The organism is Arcicella aquatica (assembly GCF_034928825.1).
GTDB lineage: Bacteria > Bacteroidota > Bacteroidia > Cytophagales > Spirosomataceae > Arcicella > Arcicella aquatica.
On sequence record NZ_JAYFUL010000010.1, the window covers coordinates 53,155 to 77,116 of the forward strand.

At 35.2% G+C, this 23,962-nt stretch carries 12 protein-coding genes; 5 read left to right on the forward strand and 7 right to left on the reverse strand.

Going from position 1 to position 23,962, the window contains the following annotated elements; translation table 11 throughout:
- Nucleotides 1-4 precede the first annotated feature (4 nt).
- From VB264_RS08485 to VB264_RS08510, 6 genes are all read right to left on the reverse strand, one after another.
- Nucleotides 5-1,414 carry a glycoside hydrolase family 140 protein gene (locus VB264_RS08485; RefSeq protein ID WP_323248460.1) on the reverse strand — a complete coding sequence of 470 codons (1,410 nt, stop codon included), beginning with the start codon at nucleotides 1,412-1,414 and terminating at the stop codon, nucleotides 5-7.
- On the reverse strand, nucleotides 1,411-4,557 hold the full coding sequence (locus VB264_RS08490) for a DUF6298 domain-containing protein (protein WP_323248461.1): 3,147 nt from the start codon (nucleotides 4,555-4,557) through the stop codon (nucleotides 1,411-1,413). The genes VB264_RS08485 and VB264_RS08490 overlap by 4 nt, the downstream gene beginning before the upstream one ends.
- Nucleotides 4,558-5,255: 698 nt before the next feature.
- Nucleotides 5,256-6,896, reverse strand: a complete 1,641-nt coding sequence (locus tag VB264_RS08495; protein WP_323248463.1) for a pectate lyase family protein — start codon at nucleotides 6,894-6,896, stop codon at nucleotides 5,256-5,258.
- A gap of 316 nt (nucleotides 6,897-7,212) precedes the next feature.
- On the reverse strand, nucleotides 7,213-9,072 hold the full coding sequence (locus VB264_RS08500) for a RagB/SusD family nutrient uptake outer membrane protein (RefSeq protein ID WP_323248465.1): 1,860 nt from the start codon (nucleotides 9,070-9,072) through the stop codon (nucleotides 7,213-7,215).
- Between the two features lie 75 nt (nucleotides 9,073-9,147).
- Nucleotides 9,148-12,432, reverse strand: coding sequence for a SusC/RagA family TonB-linked outer membrane protein (locus tag VB264_RS08505; RefSeq protein ID WP_323248467.1), 3,285 nt, complete (start codon nucleotides 12,430-12,432; stop codon nucleotides 9,148-9,150).
- Between the two features lie 273 nt (nucleotides 12,433-12,705).
- Entirely contained in the window at nucleotides 12,706-13,398 is a 693-nt protein-coding gene (locus tag VB264_RS08510; RefSeq protein ID WP_323248469.1) for a DUF3826 domain-containing protein, read from the reverse strand.
- A 452-nt stretch (nucleotides 13,399-13,850) separates the two neighbouring features.
- Between VB264_RS08510 and VB264_RS08515 the strand changes: the two genes are divergently transcribed.
- From VB264_RS08515 to VB264_RS08525, 3 genes are all read left to right on the forward strand, one after another.
- On the forward strand, nucleotides 13,851-14,720 hold the full coding sequence (locus VB264_RS08515) for an AraC family transcriptional regulator (protein WP_323248470.1): 870 nt from the start codon (nucleotides 13,851-13,853) through the stop codon (nucleotides 14,718-14,720).
- 366 nt (nucleotides 14,721-15,086) lie between these two features.
- Complete coding sequence (locus VB264_RS08520; protein ID WP_323248472.1) at nucleotides 15,087-16,031, forward strand: ParA family protein; 945 nt, start codon at nucleotides 15,087-15,089, stop codon at nucleotides 16,029-16,031.
- Nucleotide 16,032: 1 nt separating this feature from the next.
- On the forward strand, nucleotides 16,033-16,890 hold the full coding sequence (locus VB264_RS08525) for a hypothetical protein (protein WP_323248473.1): 858 nt from the start codon (nucleotides 16,033-16,035) through the stop codon (nucleotides 16,888-16,890).
- 84 nt (nucleotides 16,891-16,974) lie between these two features.
- Here VB264_RS08525 and VB264_RS08530 read toward each other — a convergent pair whose 3' ends face one another.
- Complete coding sequence (locus VB264_RS08530) at nucleotides 16,975-18,375, reverse strand: replication initiation protein (RefSeq protein ID WP_323248475.1); 1,401 nt, start codon at nucleotides 18,373-18,375, stop codon at nucleotides 16,975-16,977.
- 1,681 nt (nucleotides 18,376-20,056) lie between these two features.
- On the opposite strand from VB264_RS08530, the gene VB264_RS08535 reads away from it, so the two are divergent.
- Complete coding sequence (locus VB264_RS08535) at nucleotides 20,057-22,819, forward strand: family 78 glycoside hydrolase catalytic domain (RefSeq protein ID WP_323248477.1); 2,763 nt, start codon at nucleotides 20,057-20,059, stop codon at nucleotides 22,817-22,819.
- A 22-nt stretch (nucleotides 22,820-22,841) separates the two neighbouring features.
- On the forward strand, nucleotides 22,842-23,945 hold the full coding sequence (locus VB264_RS08540; protein WP_323248478.1) for a glycoside hydrolase family protein: 1,104 nt from the start codon (nucleotides 22,842-22,844) through the stop codon (nucleotides 23,943-23,945).
- The last annotated feature ends 17 nt before the right edge of the window (nucleotides 23,946-23,962 follow it).

Here is a 23,962-nt window from a genome sequence, read left to right on the forward strand (position 1 = left end):
AGGCTTATTTTGAGTCTAGTACCAATACCCAGTCATTTCCATCTTTTGGTTCAGCAGGAGGATTAAAAGCTTGTTCTCCTTTATTTTCAAACACTCCAATTATTATGGATTTCCCATCTCGTGGACTATACCAAGACGCATTCACATGGTCGCCTGCTATTTTACCCATACTTACTTTGAAATTTCTGCCTGTATACGTATATACTAATACCGTGTTTTTCGACTTTGTAGCCAATAGATAATTATACCTTACTCCTTGATCAAGTATTAAACTTTGGTCTGGAACAAAATCAAAAAACGCTTTAGAAAGCATCAGATTTTTTAAATGAATCATTTGGCTTGAACCTAATGCTTTCATCCCAACCGACCATTTTTCTCTTGGTCCAAAAGAGGTAGATGCCGAAAACCCTTTGTGCATTTGCATCACTTCATTTTGTCCATAAGTATAGCCAAAAGCCCCTGCTAAAACTGACCAATAGCCATATCTACGTACATCGTCGGCTGTCCATCTTGTAGCCAACGAGTCGTGTAATCCATGAGGAATTCCTTCATAAGATGGCTCACCGTCAATAGTTGGTTTAGTAGGTTTTAAGCGATAATCATCATTGATAAATTTCCAATTATCTTCCCCAAAATGACGTGTTTCATTAGCAGAAGTATCTTGTTCATAAGATTTATGTCCCGACTGCACCATGTTGAAGTCTAGCCATTTTTCATTATGAAACCAATCTGATGAAGATGTTCTTCCTCTTGGATGAAAAGTAATTAAATGTTTATCATCAATCTCATTAATAGTTTTTCCAATCGTTTTCCAAACAGCCAAAGAGTCACTTCCTTTAATATCACCACCATTAAGCCAAATAATATTTGATTGATTCTTATAACGGTTTGCCAAAAATGCAGCATATTTTTCGCCCTGCTTTTGTGAAACATGACCCGCCTTTACATTGCCCCCCCAAACAGGTACTAATGCCATATAGATACCTTTTTCCTCTGCTTTTTTAATTACAAAGTCGATATGGTCCCAAAAATCATATTGTTCAGCATTAGCAAAGTCATTTCCTTCTGTCACTTTAGGATTGGCTACATCTTTTTTTACCAAGGCAGAATCACCATATACATTCACAGCCTCAACAGTATGTAACACCATCACTTGAATCACATTAAAGCCTTTTTGCTTTCTGTCTTCAAGATATGTTTCTGTTTCTTCACGGGTCAATTTATTGAATAATAACCAGCCTGTATCTCCCAACCAAAAAAATGGTTTTTCATCTTTAGTAGCAATAAATCTTCCGTTGGCAGATACTTTTAAGTCTGGCAATTCATTCCCCTCTTTAACAGTCTTACATGCTGACATAGCCATTAGACAACAAAAAACGATGATTAAACCTTTATGCATAGCATTGTATTTCATGATATTTTTCTGAGCCAAATCACCTCTGTTTCTGATGATTTATTTTTTAGTTGAATAATCTTTCCTCCCTTTAGTTTTTCTTCCTCTTTGTTAATTTGTCCCGTTTTCGGATTAATATAGCTTACTTTGAAGGTCGATTTTTGTTGGGTCAGGTCAAGCTTTATCACATTTTGAGGGTCATTATAAATGATAAAACCTTTCTCTGGATTTCCCAATGCCCATTGACTCGCTGTTTTGTCCAATAATTCAAAAGGCTTCATTAAGCTAGCATCTTGTAAAAATTGTGGATTCTCAACTACAGGGATATTTGCCAAAGAACCTCCTGCCATCAACACTGCCCAACCCATCGCATCAAAACTATCTGCTGAATAGATAACGGCTTTCTCTGGAAATTTTTGTCGGTATTCACTTACAGCACGATATACTTGTTCAAATGAACTCTTTTTAGTGTTCAATAATCGAGCATGTTGACGGGGAGCTAAGTTTTGTCCTCCCAAGGGTGCATAAGCATTGCCATTTGCCTGAAAATGCCAATAACGAATATCTATTAAATTAACAACTGACGCTCTTTCAGCATCAGCCAGTATCGCATCTTGTACATCTTTGGTAGTACTTAATCCAACAATTACTTTTTTACCCGTCTCCTTTTCCCATTCTTTGATAACATCAATCCAGAACTGAACAAAATGTAGTGGCCCCGTATATTCAGCACCGATTAATTGGATCACACCTGTGTTATCTTTAAAATTATCGAGACATTTACGTATATACGCTCTATGGATTTCTCGACGAACAGGATTTGAAACATCATAAAACTGTTCTGCCATAAAAATTCGCTTATCTCCTGCATAAGGTACTGGCTCAGGAAAACCAGTATTATTAATATTATTAGCGGGTCTCCAAGGGAAATCAGCATAGTGTGCTCCTGCTTCAATGATATTGTGTTGGAAATAATTCTGATGAATCAGCAATAATCCTTTCTGGTCAGCTAAATCAGCATACTGTTTTAGTCTGTTCCAATACCATTTATTATATTTTGTCAAATCATATTTACTCAACCCATCATAAGCTGTTTCTTTTCCGCTTCTGGCAAAAGGTAATTCATAAAAAGGAGGCCAAACATCACTATCAATTCTACGGATTCGCTCATGGTCATCACGACGACGCTCATACCACAATCCATAATTATGGTCGATGGATTTTATGTTATTGGTTTTCATCCAATCTGTTAACTCTTCCAGATTATCCGTCAATCCTTTTCCTGTTTGTCCAGGCACAAAACGAGTAATATGAGCTTTCGCATTTTCTAAACCATAAGGTCTAGCACTCCCCGACCACCAAGGGACTTCTTGTTTTCTTCCAGTTACTACTTCTTTTCCACGCACTAGCCAACCATTTGTAATTTGTAAAGCCTCTCCTTTAGTCGGTAGCGTAGCTTTTTTAATACCTACTTGGTCAATCGTTGGTACAGTTGCTTGAGTAGGAATCTCCTCTCTGTCTTTTGCTTGTGCAATAAATTCTTGTAATGTTTGGGCAGGTTTCTTTGCCTGTTCGGTCAAAGCCATCGCAACTTCCACTTTGGGGCTACTAGATGCCTCTGATGGTATCGGTAGCAAAATAGCTCTATTACCTAATTTGCTACCGATACGGTCTTTTAGTTGTGCATAATATAAACTTCTAGGGTTAATATGCTCGTTAGACATATCCCAATAGCCATTTCCAGTAAATTGTGACCATGTACCAAAAGCCCAGTTTTGTGCTGTTGGTGCTTGAAAACAATCGACTCTTGAAGCAGAACACTGCCATAAAACAGAATTGGCGGCGGTCCAACCTGCTCCTTGTCCATCTTGTCCACGATTGGCATAGCTTAATGCTTGTCCATCAATATTTACTACATCGAACAAAACGCCCGAAGCCCAACTATCAATTGTACCGCTAAAACTAAAAGGCAAATGTGCTTCGCATTGTACGAAAGCATTTGGCCCAGCGGCACAAAAACCAAGGGCATAATCATGATACCCAAATTCTGAATATAATCTTTGGAACAGCGTCTGTTGACCTGTAGTAAAAAAAGTAAAACGACGCTGACCTCCGATTTCTGAAATCGGCGCTAGTGACTGACAATCTTCTACAGTAATGCGTTTACCCGTTTCTAAAATATTCACCGCCGAACCTGCAAAATGCTTGAACACTATTTGTCTAGCCCAAGCATCAGTAACATTTTCAAATGAAATTGCTCCCCAGCGATGGTCTTCATCCTTTGGATTATTTAAATCATAACTAGATACTAACCTGAGATTTTCTACGCCAACCTGTGCGATTCTGCCATTCCAGCTATATTTTGAAAGATAAGCACCACCATAATTAGCATCCAATGCTGTAGTGATGGGTGCGTCTAATGTAATTTCATTATCATTAATGGCAACGATTGTTCTATCCCAGAAAATATCTCTTTGACCAGCTTTCCATCCTAAGGCAGTGACTCCCCCACCAAAATGGTCTGCACCTAATTTTTCAATCCATTCTTTCGTAGATGGTCTATGAAGCATTACTTTATCCCCAACCTTGAAATGACCATTTGCCTCAACCTTCACTTTCGATGAATTTACAGGAACATTAGTATCAATAATTTTTACAGCGGCCTCTAATACTTTATCGTTTTTTCCTGCAACAGTAATCAACGTTTCACGAATGTCTCCTTTCCCTAGTATAGTTGTTTCACCATCTCCCATTCCACTCCCACGCAATACAATGCCTGAAGAATGTATTCTTAAATTGCCTAATACTTCATAAATGCCTTTTTCTAATAGAATTACACCTCTAAAACCATCTTTATTAGGTGTTAATGTAGCTACGTAATCAATAGCAGCTTGTATTCTGACAGTTGCATCTCCAGTTTTTACAGGAACAATAACTTTTATAGTTACATTAGGAATGGCATCTTCCCCTGCCATGTAACCACAATATGAAAAATCAGGAATACGATTTCCTTGTTCGTCTGGCGTGTAACTCAACTTCGAATTTGCTTCGAGATAGACAGGTGGAAGAGGCTTAACAACTTTAGCTTTCTGGGCAGAAAGCTGGATACTGTTCAATAAAACAGCAAGGCATACAAATGTTATTTTCTTTATTAAACTCACCATATTCATTTGGTAATTTCCACCAATCAGTCCTTTTTAAATTCAACTACCATTAAGCACTTAAAGTCAAGAATAATCATTTCATCCTTAAAGAATATCATTTATTTTATTTATTCTTTTGCTATTTCTATACCTCAACACAAAATTAGAAAGAATCAATCTGATGTATTTATATCATTTTCTCAAGCTATTATACAATATTATCAAATCCATTCAAGTGTAAGAACCCTACAAATCAGGGCAAAAATAAGGGCTATTACTTACTAAGGTCATCTTATATTCTATATAATTTCTTTAAATATTTCAATATATACTGATAATCAGTGTTTTATTATGGATTTATCAATATATAGTAAGAAGCGAAAAAACATCATCTGTATACTGTATTTTTGGGTAATTTCTTATAGGATTATTAAAAACATGAGTCATCCCGAATTTTTCCTAAAATTGTGCGTTTTGGGGACAATTTGAGAGGTTTTCTACTTAATTATCGTCTAGTCCTTACTTTTCTTTCCTTGATGAAAGAAAAGTAACAAAAGAAAATCAAGAATTCCTAATCGCATCGGCGAACCGACTCGCTCCGCTCAAACAGTAGGAATTCGTTGCCCATCAATCATAAAAAAGCGGTCGAAAAACTAATTTCGACCGCTTTTTTATGATTTTGAAATTCGGGATGACTCATGTTTAAAGCTTTTTTAATATTATGGTTTTACAGTTTTTAAAGCAACCACACTATTTAAATATTCTTCAATGTTTGTGTAGCCATCTTTGTTTCTATCTTTAGCAGCATCAGAAGCATCTTTGGGGTTTAAGCCATTTTTTAGCTCCCAAGGATCTGGCATACCATCATTATCCGAATCCTTGTATGCTACTCCTTTATACGCTGGGTATCCACCCACTTGACTAATTTCAGTAATAATACCTTGCTTGTATGAGTCGATTGGTAAACGACGATGCTTAAATTGAGTTTCTGGTAATTTAACACCTTCTGAATACTTAATTTTTCCTGTACGAACTTGTTCAATCACACGAGTATCTACGGCGTCTCTGATAGGTAGCGTTGCTCCTGCATTGGCTAATACATAATCACGTGCTTGTGTCGTAGGTAAAATCGTTAGTTTAGGCATTGGCAATGGACTATTCCATTTAATATCTGCTGTATATTTATCTGCATTGGCAAAATTCTCTACTTGCACCCCGCCGTCCCAGTTATCCTTCGTTACGCGTTCATTGCCTTCCATAATATTACCATGCACATAAGCACGACCGAACGTTAAGTAACCTAGTTTACTTCTACCAGACTCAGGCTTTAAAATACGATACCCAATCGGCGAATCCTTTGGCGTAAGTGGTCCTGGCTTATAATAGTTATTGATAATATTATACATTGCACGGTAATCTCCACCATCTGTCGAACGGTGTACCCAGTTGAACATCACATTATTTACAAAATTGAAAATACCAAACCATCCGATTGAAGGATTACGACCAGCATTATCTGCCCAAAGGTTTCTCATAAACGTACAGTTTTCTCCTCCTAATGTACTTCCGAAAGCGTGATTCCAAGTATCTAGTGCTTCAGAGAAAATTGAGTTTTGAATCGTAATGTTAACAGTAGGTAATTTATCTTCTATTTTACCAGTACTATCATTGTACATGTGACGATACATCGACATATTTTCATCTAAGCCCCAGCTTGCTGAAACGTGATCAATCATGATATTACCAATTGGATTTCCTCCGATTGAATCATCACGACGACCAACATTGGTTTCTCCTCTTCTAAAACGCATAAAACGAATTACAACGTCGTGAGTATTGATCCAAACAGACTCACCAGCCACACAGACACCATCACCCGGAGCTGTTTGACCAGCGATTGTGATATAAGGAGCACGAATAATCAAAGGTGTTTTTAAACGAATAATACCTGAGACATTAAAAACAACTGTTCTTGCACCACCTTGCTCGCAAGCTTCACGCAAAGAACCTGGGCAGTTATCTTCCAGACTTGTTACGACATATACTTTTCCGCCACGGCCACCAAAAGAGTATGCTCCGCCACCTTCAGCACCAGGAAATGCAGGGATACTTGCTTGCGGTAAATCAATAGGACGAGCAGCCCAAGGAATATATGGTTTTCCTTCACGCGATTCTTTCTGAATAATAGGCAACGCTTTTTGCCAAGCGATATCAGATTGTTTTCTACTTGCATTAAGTAACGAGTCGCTTTGTTTTTGGATATCGGCAGGAATTTGAGGATACTGAGCTAAAGCCGATTGCTGTAATGTTAGCAAAACCAATACTACTCGGAGTATTGTTGAGAAAGAAATCTTTTTCATCTGTGATTGTTAATAAAATTTAGTATTGATTATCAGCTACAAACCTCTTCATATGACTATCAAAACCAAGCATGTTGAGTTTATGAAAACTTTCGCTAAACCAATAATTATAATTAGCTAAAAAAGTATATTATTTCCAAAATTAGTACTAATTAATGATAATTATCTATAAAAAATTTTCAATTTAATGTATGATATTATCTCAATTCTACCCTGTTGTTTTATAAAATAATCAAGACAGAGCAGGACAAATATAACAAAAAATAAAGGCTTCGAATGAAGCCTTTATTTTAATATCAACAAGATTTAACCATAATTATTGTAGAGGGTCAAACGCTCCTCCCCAAGTATTATTTTGAATAATCAATGGATTATTATTGATAGCAGCCTGTGGAATAGCAAAATAATAGTATTCTGGTTTCCAAGCAATCGCATTTCTAGTCATTAATGCATTTGGCGTTATTGTAACGGTAAAATAGTTGGTATAGATATCATCTAATTTTAAACCATCGCGAGTAGCAGCAAAATCTGATGGTACACCTGTCGTTTTCAATGCAATCACAACTTTCGTTCCTTTAGTACCGTTCAAAGTTTTTTCGATAAGTTTCCAACGTCTCAAATCCCAAAAACGTTTTCCCTCAAAGGCGAACTCAATTTGTCTTTCATCTAAAATGGCAGTAAACATTTCAGCACGAGTCATATTTGCTTTCAAACCATATAAGCCATCAGTACCTGCTTCAATACCCGCTCTTGCTCGAATAACTTTTAATTGAGTATAGGCCTCATCTAATCTACCTACACCTGTTGCAGCTTCTGCTAAATTCAACAACACCTCTGCAAAACGAATTTCCATCCAGTCAGTTCCTGAATAAATTGTGCTTGAAGCATCTAATGTAGATGCTGCTACATCTGACGTTTGAAGGGCTTTTCTACAATAAAAACCAGTGTTACTACCATTGGTACCTCCATTTTCAACACTAACATACTTTTTCGCATTTGCATCATATTGTTGGTAAGTCCAAAGCCTATTATTTGTTACGTTAGTCATCGGCCAAGTAGAACCGTTGTAAGCAATTGTTTTTTCAAAACGAGGATCACGGTCTTTATAGAATAACTGATCTGAATACGTATATTTCGTTGAAGCACCAGGCTTCTTACCATCTTTCATAGGATAGGCCTTTACTAAATCCCACGAAGGAATATTCGAACCACCGCCTGAACCAGTAGAATACTTTGGTCTTGTACTTGCTTCCCATCCATTATTTCTTTTTTGTTGATCTCCCGGAGATGTATTATAACCTGTGATAAATACAGCTTCTGAATTTCCAACACCTCCAGTAATTTCACTAAACCACATTTTACCATAATCTGCAAAAAGTTTTGACCCACTCGCCGTTAATATATCATAAGCTTGCTTATTAATATCATAAGCTGTTTGCCATTTAGATACTACATCATTTGGATTAAATTGAGGACTAGCAGCGTATAATAATACTCTTCCTTTTAAAGCTGCCGCTGCACCTCTAGTAACTCTACCCCAGTTAGCACTTGGTGATTGCCAAACTGTTGGTAAATATTTCATAGCTGTATCTAAGTCTGCTGCTATTCTATTATAGCACTGTGTGGTTGTATTTCTAGGAATAAATGATGCATCACGCGCCTCTTGCCCTACAGCATCTTGAGGCGTTAATACTAACGGCACACCTCCGTATAATTTAACTAACTCAAAATATCGCCAAGCACGGAAAAAATATGCTTGAGCCAACAATCTATTTTTAGCACCATTGTCCATCAATTTATCATTTCCTAAATCGAAAATAAAAGAATTAATCGTCCTGATTTTTCCATAATTATTGTTTGCATTCAAGGCTGTTCCAAAATCCGAAACGTCTGCTTGAGTAAGCGTTCCTTCTAAGTATTTGTTTTCAGAACTTCCTTGGTTATATGATTCTTCTGAATAAACACTACCACCAATACCACTTATTGCTGTTACTCCGCCCCAATCTGGTAAATTTTGGTTATAAACATAATTTAATGCAATATTGGCTAACACAGAGTCTCCTGCAATTAAATCTGGAGAGGCAGCTCCTAAATCTGTTTTATCTAACACACTCTCGCAACTTGCTAGAGCAAGCATTGAACAAAGTGCTGTATATATAATATATTTCTTTTTCATTTTTCTGTAATAATTAAGTTTTCAATATCATTGATAAAAAATATATCAATTGTATAAGAAAAAATGGGTAACTAATTATAGATTCAAATTTAAACCTATTGAGAATGAACGCAATACAGGGTATACATCATAAGAACCTGAATACTGCTTATAAGTATAAGGATTGTATAGGTTCAATGGGTTTGTTGATGTTAAGTATATTCTTGCACCGTTAACATTCAACTTTCTAAGTAAGTTAGCTGGCAATTCGTATGATACATTCAACGTTCTGATTGACATTTGGAATGAGCTAACAAACCAGAAATCTGAATCTAAGTTATTTTGACCTCTATAGTTTGGTGCAGGATACTTAGCATTTGGATTCTCTGGAGTCCAATGGTCTGTTAAAATTGATGGTAAATTAGTAATTGCATTCACCTGCGCTGAAGTTCCCCATCCTCTTGCACCTGATTCAAGAATATCTTGTCCACCAAACGAGCCCCCCATTGCTAACGAGAACGAAAGACGTTTATAACTCGTTGTAAAATTCATCCCAAAACCATAGTGATTATCTTTTTTATTCGTTAAGTATTGTCTGTCATTATCGTCAATTTTTCCATCTGGTTCAGCATAAGAGTACGAACCGTCTGGATTAGCTGTTGTACTTTTCGCACCACGAATATCTTGATAATACAACATACCCACTGCTGGCTTTGTACCATAAATAGTATAATTAGGGTATTTAGCTAAAAGTGCATCTAAATCTGCTTGAGTTCTTATCATTCCTGCACTACGAAGGCCAAGGAAGCCCATGTCTGTAGATTTTCCTGTTGGGTCTAGGTATGTACCAGTAAGCCCTTTGTCATAATCCACTTTAATTTGCTTATTATCACTCCATGAGAAGAAGCCTCTTACCTTATATGACCAGTCTTTGTTGATTTTACTAGCCCACCCTAATGAAATTTCTGTACCGAAACCATCAATGGTTGCAAAGTTTTCAGAAGGAAGAGCAGCTCCAACCGTTAAAGGAACAGACGACGCTAGCGTAACTAGCATATTGTAACGATGATCATAAAATGCATCTAATCCAAACGAAAGTCTATTATTCAAGAAATTAGCATCAATACCAGCATTCAATTTAGTATCACTATCCCATTGCACATCTGGATTAGGAATAGCATTTTTCAAACGGAAGATACCAGCACGGTCAAGGTTTCCACCAAATACAGGGCCGTTACCTGTTTGGATGAGGTTATAACTTTTTAACCAGTTATAAGCTCTGGTATTGTCCATACCAGTAAGACCTCCTGATAAACGTAATTTTAAGAAATCGACAAAGCGTACATTGTTTTTAAAGAATGGTTCTTCCGAAATAACCCAACCTACTGAAAGAGAAGGGAAAGTACCCCAACGATTTTCAGGAGCAAAGTTGGTAGAAGCATCTCTACGAATTGCAAATTCAGCTAAATACTTACCTGCGTATGTGTAATTAACACGACCAGCAAATGATAATCTTCCAGATTCAGATTCAGATTCAGCAATTGTTCCTACACCCGCACCTGAGGCTGTTCCTCCTAAAGCATATCCAGCGTTGTCTTGTGCACCATCCACTAAGTTATCCAAGTACGAAGTGATACCATCTGAATACGTTTCTGATTGTTCAAATAATGCTATTGCAGAAATAGTGTGTTTACCAAATGTACGGTCGTAGTTTAAATAACCATTCAACTGATATACATCAGAATAGTTTGGTGCGAAATAAATACGGTTACTATTGCTAATTGATGTAGTACTTTTTACACCCCCACCATAAATATGTTTGTTTGTTCCCAACATATTAAAGTTGTAAAGCGTATATTTTGTACCAAATTCTTTCCCGAAGTTATTCTCAAATGTTCTATTGTAGGTAGCTTTTGCTTTTAATCCTTTGATAAATGGAATATCATATTCGATGTAAGCGTTGATGTTCAACCCATTATTTTTTGCCAACAAATAGTTGTTTGATTTCTGAGCTTCAAAGAAGTGAAAGTTTTCACTCGTTGAACCACCACCCGTAGTGTTTAAGGGAAGACCATCTACATAGGCAGGTCTGAAAGGTGCTGCATAAATTAACGATTTGTAATCTTTTTCATTATCAGAACCACCTTGTTTCAATAAATATCTTTTCTTTTCTGATAAGTCGCCCGACAAGCCTAAACCAACTCTTACATTTGAAGATACTTTAACGTCTGTACTTGCTCTGAATGTCCATCTATTAAAGTCAATTTTATCAAAATTACCATTTTGGTTGTTATAAGTAATACCAGCAAAATAGGTTGCTTTTTCTGTACCACCGCTCACGTTCATCACATGGCGACTAACTGTTGAAGCTTTCCATGCATCACTCAACCAATCTTGGCTATGTGTTTTGAAATAATCTAATTCATCTTGTGTATAAATTACTGAGTTATTATCTGTAGCTTTTTTTCCCGCAAGAAAGTTATAGTCATTTGTGTAAGTTGCAAGCTCATAACCATTCATCATGGTAGGCAATTTAGCATCCGATGTTCCATATGAAGTACTATAAGAAAATCTCGGTGTACCAGTCTTTCCTCTTTTAGTGGTTACCACAACAACACCGTAAGCACCACGAGCACCATAGATAGCCGCGGCAGCATCTTTCAAAATAGAAATATTCTCTACTTCTGATACATCTAATACGTTAAAATCGTCTTCTGTACGAATTACATTGTCAATAACGTATAATGGACGTAATGAGCCTCCGTCTTTAGACAATAATATCGGATTTCGGATAGTAATAGAAGCATTATCACCTGGACGACTCGTTCCACCAGATACCCCTACTCCTGGTTGTTGACTTACTAAAGCAGCTGATAAACTTCCTACTGGTAAATCTTCAATAGCTTTCATATCAATTACTGCAACAGCTCCAGTCAAGTTTATTTTCTTTTGCTGTGCATAACCTACTACAACCACTTCATTTAATGCTGAAACATCATCTTCCATGGTTAAATTTATTTCAGAACGACCTTTAACTTCTACTTCTTGAGTTTTAAGACCAACCGAAGTAAATACTAACGTTTCATCCCCTTTAGGTAAATCTAAACGATAGGCTCCTGTTGCATCAGTTACAGCTCCTGTTTTACTTCCTTTCACTCTTACACTTACTCCCGGAATCGCTACTCCAGAAATATCCTTCACAATTCCTTTAACAGGAGTAGTTGCTTTAGAAATTACTGAAATTGATTGTGTCGAAGAAACGACCTCTTTATGTTTTGTTGCAAAGGATGTTCCTGAGAACAAAAGTAAAGCCAAAATCGGTGAGTAAGTCATCAATGACCTCTTTACCAAATTAGGCTGTGGTTGTAAAAATAATTCCATAATTACGTTGGGATCTTAATTTTTAAAATGATAAGAATCACTTGATTGCTACTAAAGCGAGTGACTAACTAAATTTTATGTGGTTTTTTCACAAAATATTTATATTCAAAAAAAGGCAAAATTATAGCCCACCTGAATAAAAATATTACGCATCAAAATTAGGCTAATGAAAGCCTAATTTTGTATATAATTTTTTCAAGATATTATGAGATATTATCATGCACTATTTTTTCTATGATAATATTAAACATATTTTGCCTTTATATTGTACTACTAATTTTGCTTTGATGCCTTTGCAGCGGCTATTCGCTGTTCCCATTCTAAGCCTGCTTTTTTCATATCTATCCCTGCCGCTGATAAATAATTATTGATTCTACCTTTGTATTTTCCAAACCAAGCATGTTTTTTTTCTGACGATTCGGCATCCATCGCATGCTCACGGGCTTCAGTAAGATATGCTAATATCTGCGTCTTTTGTTCATTAGTTAGATTTGGAAGCATCTCTTGATAACCTTTATAAGTTATAGGTAAAACTTTATAAGTCATGCCGTCTTTTACCATCTCCACTTGACTAGCTGAAAGCTCTTTAGATAATTTTTTTAGGTATTCTCCGTGTAATTTATCCATAGCAACATTAGCCTCTGCCTCAGCTTGCTTTATATCAGCTTCACTTTTAACTTTATCATCTTTCGCTATTTCTTTGGCTACTTTTAGTTTCAAATTCTTAGCTTCATGTATTTGATTTAAATCGCTGTATTGCTGACTGATAATATCTCTTACTCTGATGCTTGCATCTGCATTCGTTAAACCAAGAGTAGCTACAATTTTAGCTGCTCGGTCAGTAATCATTTTTACATAATTAGCATCTTTTTGCTCTTTCGTCTGTACATCCTGAGCCCAAAGCATTGTTGGTGTTGAAATAATCAACATCACTAAAACCATCATTTTTCTTCCTATTCTTTCCATTTTAATATTTGATAAAGCTGTTGTTTTCTGTACTAATTTATCATCTCTATTTCTTGAAGATAAAAATCTATCTCTACACAGACTAATCCTAAAATTTTCAATTTTCTACCATCCATTCCTGTTATGCAGTAAGTATATATTCTACTTTCAATGCTTTTAGGCTTTACAGAAAAAATGCTTTAATAAGTTTAACCCTTCGTAATCATTATAATATATTATCTTTTGGAGAAATGGGATATTACTAGATTTGAATACAAATTTCATCAATGAAAAAGGAATTTTAGTGTAAATTTTTACCAACTTAGTATATGATATTGTCATAATTTAACTATGAATTATTATATTTGATGCTTTAAAGCATAATTTCAAGGAATTTTCGTTCTATTCGTTGTGCATTATAATAGTTCAACTCTTTATCAAAAAAATTATTTTAAATAAAATATATATTATAAATGAAGCCACTTTTTCATAAAGTTCCTGTAAAACCTGAAAGCTCATTCAGCATTCGTCATGATATAAGGCCGAACTTTGATACTATCTGGCATTATCATCCAGAAATCGAATTGCACTATATCATTAAGGGTGAGGGCGTTCGTTTTATTGGTGATAATATCAGCAACTTTTCTTATGGAGAAATCGTACTTATCGGTGAAAACCTACCTCATACTTGGCGTTGTAAAGAAGAATATTTTGAAAACAATCCCGACCTTTGTGTTGAGGCAATTGTCATTCATTTTTTACCAGATTGTTTAGGAAAATACTTATTGACTTTGCCAGAAGTCTATATGATTCCTAAATTATATGAGAAAGCAAAAAGCGGAATGGTTATTGGCGGCGAAGCCCGCGAGAAAGTAGCGAAGTTGATGCTAGAAGTAACCAAAGCAAGTAATCTGGAAAGAATAATATTATTATTATCTATTCTGAATATCCTTGCGGAAACAGATGAATATACTACCATTGCTACTGACCATAGTTTTTATCAGTCAAATGAATCGGATACTATTCGCTTGAATAAGGTGTGTACTTATACGTTATCCAACTATAAAAAGGATATTACGTTGGAAGAAATTTCTGCTATCAGCAATCTTAGTGTTACATCGTTCTGCCGTTATTTTAAGTTGATGACTAAGAAAACTTATTATGACTTCCTCATTGAAATCAGGATAAGTCATGCTTGCAGAGCCTTGGTAGAAGATAAACTGCCCACTGAAGTCATTTGTTTTGATTGTGGTTTTAATAATGTTTCAAACTTTTATAGACACTTCAAAAAAGTAACTGGCATCACTCCGTTGGAATACAAAAGAAAATATTTAACTCAATAAGAAAAAACCAAAAAGTAAAGCAGTTTAATATGGTATCAATAAATACTGTTAAACTGCTTATTTATAACAACTTACATCGTTTACTCGTCAAATTTAAACGACTGAGAAGTCCATAAAAAAATAAAAGCATATCTTTGTTAAGGATTTCAGTGCTATGCATATATTAATCGGCAATATAATTCCTACTTTATTTTACATCCCCTCCTACTCTGCTAATTTATTGCTTTATCACAATCTCATTTTTTTATCAGAATTACTATTTTCAATATTTCTTTTGATTTTTAGGTAAGTTTTTACCAAAATGTTTTTGGATAAAAAAAGTTATTTTTACATTTACAAAAGATAATTTTTTATCCCTTCTAGCAAATGATTACACAAGAAAAAGTTGTTAAGTTTTTACGCTCAAAACAAGCACTTAACTTAACTCAAATTGAAAAAGAAGCTGGGATTCCTTCTAAAACCTTACATAAAGCACTTGCTGAACAGAAAGATATTCCGACAAAACATTTACCTGCCATCGACGAAGCCCTCAGACAATATGGTTATTCTGAAACAATGTTTGATAAAGCAACCGTCATCTCTATCGTAAATCATAAAGGTGGCGTTGGGAAAACTACTACAACTATCAATGTTGGGAAAGCGTTAAGTTTACTTGGCAATAAAGTATTGATGGTAGATATGGATTCACAAGGGAATTTATCTCAATGTTTTGGTATTCATGAACCCCAAAGTCAGGTAATTGATGCTTTATTGAGCAATACAGAACTTCCTGTTATTCCCATTACTGATAGTTTATTTTTAGCTCCATCTGACATCAGAATGGCTTATAAAGAATCCGAATTAGCCAATGCTATTGGTGCTGACAGACGCCTTTCGTTGAAACTTGATGAAGTAAAAGAGTTTTTTGACTACATTTTAATTGATTGCCCACCAAGTTTAGGTATTTGTACAACCTGTTCGTTAGTAGCTTCTAATTATTGCGTAGTACCCATTCAACCAGAAGCCAGTGCTTATCATGGTGTAGAAAGTTTATTTAACAGGATTGCTGAAGTGCGTGCTTATATTAATCCGACTCTAACGGTTAAAGGCATTGTATTTACGATGGTGCATAAAAACCAAAGTGTACACAAAAGTATGATGACACACATTGAAGAAAAATTTAAAAGTTTTCACATTTACAACACTATTATTGAAGGCTCAACCGTGATTAAGCAGTCGCAAGTAGCCAAAGAAGATTTGTTTACTTATGCACCCAAATCTTCCTCTTGGATTCAATATCACAATCTAGCAACAGAAATAATGGTTCTTTAATATGGCAAAAAAAGATTTTATGAATATTATGAAAGAGAAAACTAGCGACCTTCGCCCTTCTCTTTTATCATCAGAAGAAAATATAAAGAGTCAAATTGTAGTCATCGATCAATTGCGTGATTTAATTCCGCCACTTACAGTGGATGAATTAAATCAATTAGAACTTAACATTCTAAAACATGGTGTAAAAGACCCGCTATCAATTTGGGAAACTACAGCGGCCATTGCTCAGATTGATGATAGCAATACGCCTGTATTTGTGTTGATTGATGGACACAATAGGTATGACATTTGTAAGAAGAATCGTTTAGATTATCGTATCAATCTGTTGAAATTTGCTTCGTTAGATGAAGTGAAAGACTACATGATTGATTTCCAATTAGGACGCAGAAACTTAACCCCTGAACAAGCTTCTTATTTAAGAGGGCTTCGTTATCTTCAACAAAAATCAATGCGAGGTGGCGATAAGTTTGCTAATGAAGGGCAGCAGGATGTATCTATAGCACTTGCTACAGAATATGGTGTTAGTAGCAGAACGATAAAAAGAGACGGGGAGTTTGCATCTGGTTTAAATAAATTATCAACTGATTTAAAACAAGAAGTTCTGACGGGAAAACAAAAACTACCAAAATCTACCATCAATGCTATTTCAAAACTAGAAACGACTAGTCCATTAGAAAGTATCGAAGAGATTAATAGTCAATTATCAAAAATCAACCATCCTTCTCCAGAAAAGCAATTGAGCCCTCAAGTAGTTCAATTGCAAAGTGAAATTAGAGAAATTGCAAAAGGTAGCTTAAACAAAAGTGATTGCGAATCTATTCTTGACAGAGTTAATCAATTATTGGACATTTTATAGCAAAGTGACAGCGTGTCACTTTGGTTTTGCTTCAATATCAAACCAACAAAAAAACCAAAGTGACAGCGTGTCACTTTGGTTTTTTTATATCAATTGTACACCTAAACGATTGGCTACTTTATCAAATTGAGCTTTTACAGCTACAATATCAGGAAATTCAGAAGACATGACATTCATAACGCCCGCAAAGAACGAGGCATCATCAGAGAAATATTTTATAAAAGATTCATTAGATAGCTTTTTCTCGCAATAATTCATGTAACTATTGTAGTTCATTTGCCCCAATAAACTCCCTTGTAATTTATTCAAAATTAATAAGTATAACCCTGGATTTGTCTGCAAAATTTTTAAGGCAACTTCTCTTTTAGCATTTGAATAAGCAATTTTTAGTTCTTCTCTTTTGGCTTCTATTTTATCAACAACATCTTGCTTTTTTTGTACTTCTTTTTTCTGTTGGGTTTTCTTAAGCTCTTCGGCTTTGTCTAATGTCTTCTTTTCAAATAAAGTAGGATTTCGTACCATTTGATTCAAATACCCCCCAACATTGATAATTTGCTTGCCTGATTTTACTTCCTTTAAAACATACTCAACCCCCAATAATATTTGTTCTTCTGGCACTTCCTTTACCCAATGTTCAACTGTTTTTAGCGTAATTTCATAGTCCTTGACTTTCGCAAAAATTTGCTCAACAATTGAAGGCTCTTCGTTTTCAATACTATCTTCGGAATCATTGTTTTTAATGATAGAGATAGTTTGAATATCATCGTTGATAATGATATTCTTTTTAATGATAAACTCTATGCTTTCAACTTTCTTTCCATTTTTGATTTCTTGAAACTCAAAATATATTTCTGCATTTTGAGAAAGTTCTTTCCTTGCTTGTTCTATTACTTTTTTCTTGAAGTCAAAATAGTTTTTATACCTAGCCGATAGCCCTAAAGTTGCTTTCAGTTCTTCGACGTCAAACCTGAATTTACCAAATCGCTCATACTCTTTACAGAATTCATAAAATCTCATAGCATATACGCTATCGAGCCTTAAAATATTTCGAATATCTAATACCGTAAAATTCTCTTTGATTTGTAAGAGGAAGGGGTGGAGTGCCTGCGGGATTTCTAAGGTAAAATATCCTTCGTCTTTATAATATACAAAAGCACTGATAAGGTTGGCATCAAAGGTGATTTTGTTGTTTGAGAAAAAAATACGTTTTTCCCTCATCTTCATTGCTTCCTTTTCTACGTGTGCATAAATATTATTACTATTGATACCCGTAAGTCGCTGAAAATCTTTTACTGTTATTTTTATGATAGGAATTGAATCTTTTGCTTGATCAATACTGGCAATCATATGCAAAAAGATTTTCATTTGAATGGCTGAAATATCAAATTTTGCATTGATAATTGGATTACCTTTGATTATTCTATAAGGATCGTTTGATATTGCATTGATTGCTTTGTCTCTTTTATCACTTTTCTCTTTGCTCATTCGCTTTCCAACAGTTTGAGATGAAAAATAGAATACACGACTTACAACTTTGTTGAGTCGTTTTACAAAAAAAATAGATAAATTTATAAAATCAAAATAAAACGACAACAAAAAAGAGATGGTCGTTTATCGCACCCCATAAAGGTCGTTATTTGAAACCCCATAAAAGTCGTGATATAGCCCATAAAAGTCGTTGATGAACCCCATAAAGGTCGTGATGCACCCCATAAAAGTCGTCGATATAGCCCATAAAGGTCGTTGATATGCCCCATAAAGGTCGTTTTAATAGGATTCAACAAGCTCACTTTCAGTCATTTATAAACCCTGAAAGACAAAAGAAAAGAAAGATAAAAGAAAGACAACAAATAGTATTTGATGGTGAATAATTCTTGATTTTTATTTTTTAAAAAATAGCGATAAAAAAAATGAAGCCCATAAAAGTCGTTTTTAAACATGAATGTTATAGAATATTTTTTCAAACGTCCTGTTGAATGATATTATAATTTTTTTTAAAGATAAAATAAGGCTGACCCCATAAAGGTCGTTATTATAAAATTGTATGAGCTTAAAAGATGATTTATTTCAGCCCCATAAAAGTCGTTTTTCCAAATGCCTATTTATTAATGTTAAATTCTCATCTAAATAGTACCATTGCTAAAAAGATTTATTACAAGCTAAGTTTTAATAAGGATAAAATGTAAAAGCTAGGAATAGTTTATACCCCATAGAAGTCGTTTTTGATGTTTAGCCAGTCTGATATTGAGGTGTATAAAAACTAATAGTAAAGCACCCCATAAAGGTCGTTTTAAGATTTTGATATGTGCTTATTCAAGGAATCATAACAATTTAATGTATCTATTCTTTTCAGCCCCATAAAAGTCGTTTTAAGCAATTAGTATTTTATTTTAATAGTAGGATAAATCGAATATTAAGTAAATTATTACCCCATAAAGGTCGTTTTTAATAGAAACTAAGACAGTCTTGCGGATAACATAGAAATACTAACCCCATAAAAGTCGTTTTAATATTTTAATAATCATATAGGAATGATAGCCCCATAAAAGTCGTTTTTGTTATAGTATAGTAAATGAAGCATAGGAGGTAATAAGATACTAAAAATAAAGGGAATAGAGGCCTGTAACATTAAAAGCACTACTGATAATAAAGAATCAAACCACGGAAGGGCTAAATAAGGAACAGGAACTGTGGGAGGTCTTCCAATTAGGTGATGAACAAGCTTATACCCAACTGTATCGATTGCACGTAAGCAATACAGTTTCGATTAGTGTAGACGAATTAGCACAGGAGGTACTGAATTTTTACCAATCTGTTTTTAGATAAAGCAAATCAGTAAATAAGAATACACCTTTTATACTTCCGATAATTGATAGTATCACATCCTGTTGATTATCGGATTTTTTATATCTTTCCAAAAAATCAATCAATATTTCACTGCTGTTTCACTATTTTACTTCAATGCATACATTGTACAATTGAGCCTTCCCTTTTAAAGATAAAATTGTATAATACATTGAGAAAATGGTACAAATATGTATTTTTGGCTATTCTTAACTTTGTACGCTGACAGAACTATTCCAAGAAATTAACATAACTTTTATTTTTTGAGATAGCCTGTCAACAAAAAAATACATATAGAAAAATGAAGAGAAATACATTTTGTATGAAAACAATTACGTTGTTGTTTTGTTGTTTACTTTCGTTGAATGCTATTGCTCAAACGCTACAAATCAGTAATTTACGTTGCGAGTGTCGTTTGAACCCTCTTGGTGTACAAACTACTTCTCTAAAACTTAGTTGGCAAATACAATCTTCACAACGCAATGTCTTACAAAGTGCATATCAAATATTAGTGGCTGATAGCCCCGAGTCATTGGCTAAAAATCAAGGCAATGTTTGGGATTCTGGCAAAATTGTTTCAGACAACTCTATTCAAGTAAGTTATCAAGGAAAGCCTTTGCTAGCTACGAAGACCTATTTCTGGAAGGTGAAAACTTGGGATAACAAAGCCCATATTTCTGGATGGAGTAAAGCTAATTTCTGGCAAATGGGTTTATTAAATAAAGCCGATTGGAGAGGTGCTCATTGGATTACCAACCAAAAATTAGCTGATACTTTGGTAAATAGTTTGCCAACTGATGGAAAAAAAGACAAAATACAAGGAAGTAATATTTTACCAATTTTCAGAAAAAGCTTCGCGATAACCAAAACTGTAAAAAAAGCGACGATGTTTATAGCAGGCTTAGGACATTTTGAAATGAGTTTGAATGGTAAAAAAGTAGGAGACCATTTTTTAGATGCAGGTTGGACTAAATACGATAAGCAAGCACAATATGTAACATTTGATTTAACCCAAGAGCTACAAAAAGGTGAGAATGTAGTAGGTGTAATGTTGGGAAATGGATTTTATTATATTCCCCCCGTAAAAGAACGTTATAGAAAACTGAAAGTTTCTTTTGGTTACCCAAAAATGATTTGCCGTTTAGCCTTAGAATATTCGGATGGTTCTGTCGCTACAATCGTGAGTGATAATACATGGAAGATGACTGCAAGTCCTATTACTTTTTCAAGTATTTATGGAGGAGAAAACTATAATGCAAATTTAGCACAAAAAGGATGGGATACGCCAACGTTTAATGACCAAACGTGGAAATCTGCCATGGTTGTAGAGGGAGATATTGAACTCACTTCACAAATGCAAGAACCTGTAAAAGTGTTTGATAACTTTTTACCGAAAAGTATCAAGAAACTTCCTTCTGGTAATTGGATATACGATTTAGCCCAAAATGCTTCCGGAATTATTCAGTTAAAAGTAAAAGGGAAAATGGGCGATACTGTTCGTGTTATTCCTGCCGAGTTGATAAAGGAAGATGGCTCTGCCAATCAAAAAGCCACAGGTAGTCCTTATTATTTTGAATATATCCTAAAAGGTGATGGTATTGAAACTTGGCAACCTCGATTTTCATATTATGGGTTTAGGTACTTAGAAGTAAAAGGAGGCGTTCCAGAAGGACAAGAAAATACTGGTAATAAGCCAACAGTCATTGAATTGAAGGGATTACATATTAGAAATGCCGCCGAAACAGCTGGTGACTTTAGTAGCTCAAATGAATTGTTCAACAAGACCAATAAATTGATTGACTGGGGTATCAAGAGTAATATGGTTTCTGTATTTACTGATTGTCCGCATCGTGAAAAATTGGGCTGGTTAGAAGAACTCCATTTAATGGGGAGTTCAGTTCGATATAATTACAATATTCAAAATTTATTGAAAAAAGGCATCGAAGACATGAAAAACTCTCAGACTGCTGAGGGGCTAATTCCTGCCATTGCACCAGAGTATGTGAAATTTGAATGGGGTGGTAATGATATATTCAGAGATTCGCCGGAATGGGGGAGTAGTGGTATTATTGTCCCGTGGTATTTGTATGAATGGTACGGAGAAAAAAACACATTGGAAGAAAATTACCCGATGATGCAACGCTATATAACCTACTTAGGCAAAAAAGCAAAAAATCATATCTTATCACAAGGACTAGGTGATTGGTATGACCTTGGTCCAAAGCCTCCGGGGGTATCACAACTAACTCCGATGGGCGTTACGGGAACGGCTACTTATTACTATGATTTAACAATACTAGAGAAAATAGCAACTATTTTACATAAAACGGATGACGCACAAACATATAGGAATTTGGCTATTGAAGTAAGAAAAGCGTTTAATGATACCTTCTTCAATAGGGTAACCAAACAGTATGCTACTGGTAGTCAGACGGCTAATGCCATGGCTGTTTATATGCAATTAGTGGATCCTGCGGACAAAGATGCGGTAGTGGAAAACATGATTCAAGAAATTAAAGGTAGAAACAATAGCCTAAGTGCGGGGGATATTGGTTACCGCTATGTATTAAGGGTTTTAGAAGATGCTGGGCGTTCAGATGTGATTTTTGACATGAACAATCGCTCTGATGTACCAGGCTATGGCTATCAATTAGCAAAGGGAGCTACTGCTCTGACAGAATCTTGGCAAGCATTGCCTTCGGTTTCTAACAATCACTTTATGTTGGGACATTTAATGGAATGGTTCTATAGCGGACTATTAGGCATCAAACAACCAGAAAATGGACATGCTTTTAAAAGTATTGAAATAAACCCACAAATTGTCGACGGCCTTAGTTTCGTGAAAGGATATTACGATTCGCCTTATGGAAAGATTCGCTCGGAATGGAATAACACCAATAATTCCTTTGAATTAAAGGTCATCATCCCTGCTAATGCTTCTGCTATGATTTATTTACCCTCAAAAAATACCTCAAACATTAAAGAAACCACTTCAATGAAAGGGATTGAGAAAATTGGATTTAGTAATGGTAAAACAATCTTGAAAGTAGGCTCAGGGAATTACCATTTTGTGGTGGAGAATTAATAAAGTCTTTAAAGAACAAAAAATGAAAATCACGAATACCCTAATAGGCTTGTTTGTCCTATGCGCTATTGCTACCTGTGCTCAGACAGTAAAAAATGATATTTCTGATGCTGAAATGCAAGCCATTTATCAAGCAGTCAAAACTCCTTATAAATACGGTTTAGTGATGACGCCCAAAGATAATACTCAGAAAATGGATTGTCCAACTGTTTTTAAAAAAGGAAAGAAATGGTATATGACTTACTTGATTTTTGGAGGAAAAGGGTATGAAACGTGGTTAGCCCAAAGTAATAATTTATTGAATTGGGAAAATGTAGGCAAAATCATGTCCTTTACCGATTCTACACAGTGGGATGGAAGCCAAAAAGCAGGATATGTAGCTTTGGGAGATACCAAATGGGAGGGAAGCTATGCTTTGAAAAAGTATGATGGAAAATATTGGATGTCATATTTTGGAGGAAATATGCGTGGCTATGAGGCAGGGGATTTATCGGCAGGAATAGCCTTTACGGCCGAAAACCCCACAACGGCACATGAATGGAAAAGAAAACCCACACCAATTTTAACCGCAAAAGATGCTGATGTAAGATGGTGGGAAAATAGAAAACTATTTAAAAGCACTGTCATTGAGGATAAGCAAAGACTTACAGGATATCCATTTGTAATGTTTTATAATGCTAATGGCGATTCTGCTAAGAACAATGTAAAAACTCGTTGGTTCGAACGTATCGGGATGGCAGTTTCGGATAATATGCTTGATTGGAAAAGAATGATTGATGAGCCAATCATTCAACATCCTGTTGGCATCACTGGCGACCCAGTTATTCAAAAAATTGGCGATACTTGGGTAATGTTTTACTTCGGAGCTTTCTGGAAAGATAGAAAAGGCGCATTCAACCGTTTTGCCGCTTCAAAAGATTTGATTCATTGGACAGATTGGAATGGAGATAATTTGGTACAATCTTCCGAACCTTATGATGAATTGTATGCGCATAAATCTTATGTCGTTAAGCATAAAGGAGTCGTTTACCATTTTTACTGCGCTGTCAATAAAAAAGACCAAAGAGGGATAGCAATAGCAACCTCTAAAGATTTAGGGAAAAGTAAAAAGACTTTTGTGAAGTAAGAATTAGTATTTAAACC